Origin of the sequence: Nocardia sp. NPDC058497, assembly GCF_042720195.1 — a bacterium.
Lineage (GTDB): Bacteria > Actinomycetota > Actinomycetes > Mycobacteriales > Mycobacteriaceae > Nocardia.
Window position 1 is genome coordinate 1 of record NZ_JBHXMY010000423.1, and the last position, 5,269, is coordinate 5,269.

At 70.6% G+C, this 5,269-nt stretch carries 3 protein-coding genes and 1 pseudogene; 3 read left to right on the top strand and 1 reads right to left on the bottom strand.

Going from position 1 to position 5,269, the window contains the following annotated elements:
* The 3 genes and pseudogenes from ACFWPJ_RS23715 to ACFWPJ_RS23725 all read left to right on the top strand — a co-directional run.
* Window positions 1-478, top strand: a pseudogene (locus ACFWPJ_RS23715) (glutamate-1-semialdehyde 2,1-aminomutase); the annotation flags it as partial.
* Window positions 475-1,578 carry a glycosyltransferase gene (locus ACFWPJ_RS23720; RefSeq protein WP_378854590.1) on the top strand — a complete coding sequence of 368 codons (1,104 nt, stop codon included), beginning with the start codon at window positions 475-477 and terminating at the stop codon, window positions 1,576-1,578. The pseudogene ACFWPJ_RS23715 and the gene ACFWPJ_RS23720, both read left to right, overlap by 4 nt.
* Window positions 1,579-1,855: 277 nt before the next feature.
* A complete protein-coding gene (locus ACFWPJ_RS23725; protein ID WP_378854591.1) occupies window positions 1,856-3,886 on the top strand; it encodes an SDR family oxidoreductase in 2,031 nt (676 codons plus the stop codon).
* A gap of 155 nt (window positions 3,887-4,041) precedes the next feature.
* Here ACFWPJ_RS23725 and ACFWPJ_RS23730 read toward each other — a convergent pair.
* On the bottom strand, window positions 4,042-5,269 hold a 1,228-nt coding region (locus tag ACFWPJ_RS23730), incomplete at its 5' end, for an NAD(P)/FAD-dependent oxidoreductase (protein ID WP_378854592.1).

Below are 5,269 nucleotides of genomic sequence, written 5' to 3' on the forward strand. Positions count from 1 at the left end.
GAACAAAAACCAACTACCCGAGACCGCGTCGCTGGCCGCGTTCCGCGCCGTCGTGCACGCCTACCGCACCGAGGACCCGATCACCCGGATGGAGCAGGCGGGCCGGGAACTCGCCGACGGGGTGAATGCCGTCGCCGACGCCCTCGGCATCGCCGAGTATCTCCAGGTGCGCGGCAGGCCGTCGTGCCTGATCTTCCGCACACTGGACCCCGAAGGCGCACCGTCGCAAGCCTTTCGGACACTGTTTCTCCAGGAATTGCTCGAGCATGGTGTCCTCGGCCAGTCGTTCGTCACCTCGGCCGCCCACGACGCCGACGCGATCGCCGCCACGATCACCGCGTGCGCGGCGGCGGCCGAGGTGTATCGCCGCGCGATCGAGCGCGGCACCGTCGACGGGTTGCTGCGCGGCCGCCCCGTCGCCCCCGCTCTGCGTCGCACCGCGGCGCCCCGACAGATCGAAGTGAGCACCGACCGATGACCCGTGTCGCCCTCGTGCACGAACGTTTCACCGAATTCGGCGGGTCCGAGGCGGTGGTCGGCGAGTTCGTCGAAACCTGGCCCGACGCCGAGGTTTTCGCGCCGATCGTCGCGCCGGGCGGGCTGCGCGAACCGGTCCGCACCGTGCATGACAGCTGGCTCAGCCGGGCACATACCGTCACCGGCGGCAGGCACGCACCGCTGCTGCCACTGGTGCCGCGCGCATTCCGGCGCATGCCGCTGCGTGACTTCGATGTCGTGGTGGTCAGCCATCACGCGTTCGCCACCCAGGCCGCGCTGGCCACCGACGCACCGGTCGTGGCGTATGTGCACAGCCCGGCCCGGTGGGCCTGGGATCGCGAATTCCGCCAGCAGGAGGCCGGCGGCCGCGCGGGTCAGCTCGCGCTCGGCGCGCTGGGGGCGCTGGCCAAACGCGGCGAACTGCGCGCCGCACCACGGCTGACGCACGTCGTCGCCAACTCCCACGCGGTGGCCCAGCGGGTCACCGACTGGTGGGGCCTGCCCGCCTCGGTGGTCAACCCGCCGGTGCACGTCGCCCGGTTCACCCCCGATCCGGACGTGGCGCGGGAGGACTTCTTCCTCTGCGCGGGCAGGCTGGTGCCCTACAAGCGCGCCGACCTGGCGATTCGCGCGGCACAGCGCGCGGGCGTTCGTCTGGTCGTCCTCGGGGAGGGACGCTTCCGCGCTCAGCTCGAGGCGATCGCGGGCCCGGAGACGACGTTCCTCGGCGCCACCTCCGCCGAGCAGCTGCAGGACATGTACCGGCGCTGCCAGGCGCTGCTCATGCCCGGCATCGAGGACTTCGGCATCGTCCCCGTCGAGGCGATGGCGTGTGGCGCGCCCGTGCTGGCCGTCGGCTCCGGCGGTGCGCTCGACACGGTCCGTCCCGGGGTCACCGGCGAGTACGTGCCCGCCGGTTCCGATGACGACGTCGTGGCGGCGCTGGCCGCGGCGATGACCGACTTCCGTTCGGCTACCTACGATCCGGCGAAGATCCGCGACCACGCGGGCACCTTCGCCCCCGAGGTGTTCCGCGCCAGGATGGCCGCCGTCGTCAGCGACGTGCTGGCAGACCGATAGCGGCAAGTTGCCCGAAACCCACAGTTACTGAAATTGACTGTCACACACACCCTTTGACCTGCGACGACGGGTGACCATTCCCACACGGTGACCGGGCGCCACACGCTTGCCCGGCAAGTTACTGACGAGTACGGTTAGGACCTACCGGGACGACGATGTGCCCGGTTTCTCTCCAGCCACCTTGCTGCTGGACTACAACCGTTGATGCCCGCATCCACCGCCGCATGCCGGATCACTGTTGCACGACACCGTGTTTCGAGAATTTTCAGGAGGGGCGATGGTTTCCTACATCGTGACAGGCGGTACCGGGTTTCTGGGTCGGCGAGTGGTGCGGGGGCTGCTCGCAGCCGACCCCACCGCGATCGTGCACGTGCTCGTGCGCGCCGAGTCGCTGGCGAAGTTCACCGCGCTGACCGCGCAGCATCCCGACGGTGATCGGGTGTTCGCGCTGGTCGGCGATCTGACCGCCGACGGTCTGGGCCTGGGTGACGAGCCGCCGCGCGCGGACCACGTGCTGCACCTCGGCGCCGTCTACGACATGACCGCCGACGAACAGACCGCGCACGCGGCCAATGTCGCGGGCACGCGCTCGGTGATCGAGCTGGCGCGCAGGCTCGATGCCGTGCTGCACCACGTGTCCTCGGTGGCGGTGGCCGGTGATCATCGTGGCAAGTTCTTCGAGGAGGATTTCGACCTCGGCCAGAACCTGACCTCGCCGTATCACCGCACCAAGTTCGCCGCGGAAAAGCTGGTTCGCGAGGCGACCGACGTGCGCTGGCGGGTGTATCGCCCGGCCATCGTGGTCGGTGATTCGCGCACCGGCGAGATGGACAAGATCGACGGCCCCTACTATTTCTTCCAGGCGATCGCCGCGCTGTCGGCGCTGCCTGCCGAGTTGCCGTTGCCGCTGCCCGATCTGGGCGCGACCAATGTGGTTCCGGTCGACTTTGTCGCCGAGGCGATGGTGCGGCTGGTGCGCCGCGACGGGCTGGACGGGCGGACATTTCACCTGGTCAACCCGGAGCCGCAGCCCTTCGGCGACATCTACCGCGCCCTCGCTACCGCGGCGGGCGGGCCCGCGGGCATCGGCACGGTGCCGGGTAGCGCCCGCGCGCTCAACGGCCTCGGCCATGTTCCCGGCGCGCACGCGGTGCGCGACTTCCTGTTCGAGCAGGCGGGCATTCCGGCGGCTGTCGCCCCGCATGTCGGTTTCACCGCCGAGTTCGTCGCCGATTCCACCCGGGCGCAGCTGCCCGGGCTGACTGTGCCCGCGTTCGACACCTACGCCGAGCGGCTGTGGGATTTCTGGCGCGCGAACCTGGACCCGCATCGTGGTCGTCCCGCGGCCGACGCCGACCGGCTCTCGGGCCGGATCGTGCTCATCACCGGCGCGTCCTCGGGGATCGGCCTGGCCACCGCCCATGCGGTCGCCCGGCGCGGCGCGACCGTGCTCATGGTGGCGCGCGGCGTCGAAGACCTGACCGCCGCAGCGGAATCCGTGCGCGCCGACGGCGGGACGGCGTTCGCCTACCCGTGCGACATCACCGACGCGACGGCGGTGGATGCCCTGGTGGGGCAGCTGCTGACCGAGCACGGTCACGTCGACTACCTGATCAACAATGCGGGCCGGTCGATTCGCCGGTCGGTCGCCAACTCGGTGGACCGCATGCACGATTTCGAGCGCACCATGGCGGTGAACTACTTCGGCGCCGTGCGGCTGATCCTGGCGCTGCTGCCGTCGATGCGTGAGCGGCATTTCGGCCACATCGTCAACATCTCCTCGATCGCGGTCCAGACCAAGGTGCCCCGGTTCGCCGCCTACGCCGCCAGCAAGTCGGCGCTGGACAACTTCAGCGATATCGCCGCCGTCGAAAACCGTGGCGCCGGTGTCACTTTCACGTCCATCCGGATGCCGCTGGTGCGCACCCCGATGATCGCGCCCACCGATCTCTACCGCGCCCTGCCGCTGCCCGACCCGGAACGCGCCGCCGATATCGTTGTCCGCGCCCTGCTCGAGCGCCCCGACCGCATCGACACCCCCGTCGGCACCTTCTCCCAGGCCGTCGAGATGTTCCTGCCGTCGCTCAAGCGCACGATCATGCACACCGGTTACCGGCTGTTCGGTGAATCGACTGCGGCGCAGGGCAAGTCGGTTCCCGCGCCGGTGGCCGCCGAGCCCGAGCCGACCGAGCCCGCCGAACCGAGCCGCAACGCACTCACCGTGCTGGCTCCGGTCCTCACCCCGCTGATGGTGATGCCCGGCCCGGCCGCCCGCATGAGCCGGATGCTGCCCGGCGTGCACTGGTAGTCATCGGTCGCCACGATCGACGGGCCGGACACGACGTTTGTCGTGACCGGCCCTGTTCGTCACCGCGCCCAGACGATGACCAGCGCCCGCCCCGGGCTTGTCCCCCCTGCGGACAAGCCCCTGGTGGAGAGGGCGTCTGATCTGAGACCACGGTGTCAGCCGGCGGCGGCCGGGGTCAGCGGCGCAGCTAACTGCCAAGGTTCACCCGCGGCGATGAGAGGACGGGTCGCGCGGAGTTCGCGCGGTCTGCCTATGGCGACGGCGCCGACGGGGCGACCGTCGCGCAGGGCCACCGCGAGGAAGTCCTTGGCGTCGAGGTCACCGTCGACGACCAGTTCGTCGTGGGGATGGACCCAGCCCGCGAACTGCATCGAGACACCGTGCTGATCGGTCCAGCCCCAGGGGACTTCGGCGACCTCGGCCGGATGGCCGAGGATGGACATCGCGGCCGCCGCGCCGGCTGTCATGGCGGAGTTCCAGTGCTGGCCACGTTCGAATTCGCCGCGGAGCGGGTGGAATCCGGTGGTGGCGTCACCGGCGGCGAAGACACCGGGGGCCGACGTGCGGTAGTGCTGGTCGACCATGATGCCGTCGTTCACCGCGATGCCGGCGGCCTCGGCCAGGGTGGTCTCGGGGACCGAGCCGATGGCGACCAGCGCGGCGGCCGCCGACCAGGTGCGCCCGTCGGCGGTGGTGGCGGCGACGCCGTCGCTGGTGTCGACGAGTTGGGTTGTCGCGGCGTCGTTCTCGATCACCACACCGTGCTCGATGTGGATGCGGTGTACCAGCTCCGACACCGGCGCGGGCACCACCCGATCCAGCAGCGCCGGACCGGCGTTGAGCAGCGTCACCTGCGCGCCGAGCCCGCGTGCGGTGGCCGCGACCTCGCAGCCGATCAGCCCACCGCCGACGATCAGCAGCGAACCGCCCTCGACGACGGCCGTGCGGAGTGCGCTGATGTCGGCACGGGTACGCAGCGTGTGCACCCGGGTCGACGCGGTATCGATCGACCGGGCCCGGGCACCGGTCGCGAGCAGCAGACTGTCGTAGCCGAGCACCTCACCGGTACCCAATCGCACTGTCGCACGCTCGGTGTCTATGGCGTCCACGCCGAAGGCAGGGCGCAGGTCGATCCGGTTGTCGGTCCAGAACTTCACCGGCTTGAGCAGCGCACGATCGAACGACCCGGCACCGGACAGGAGTTCCTTGGACACCGCGGGCCGACGGTACGGCAGGTCCGGTTCGGCGCCGACGAGGACGATCTCGCCGTCGTAGCCCTCGCGCCGCAGCGTCTGCGCCGCGGTGGGCCCCGCGGCACCCCGGGCGCCCGTGACGAGCCAGGCGGGGCTACCCCCCCCCCCCACCGGCACGCCGACGCGGGCG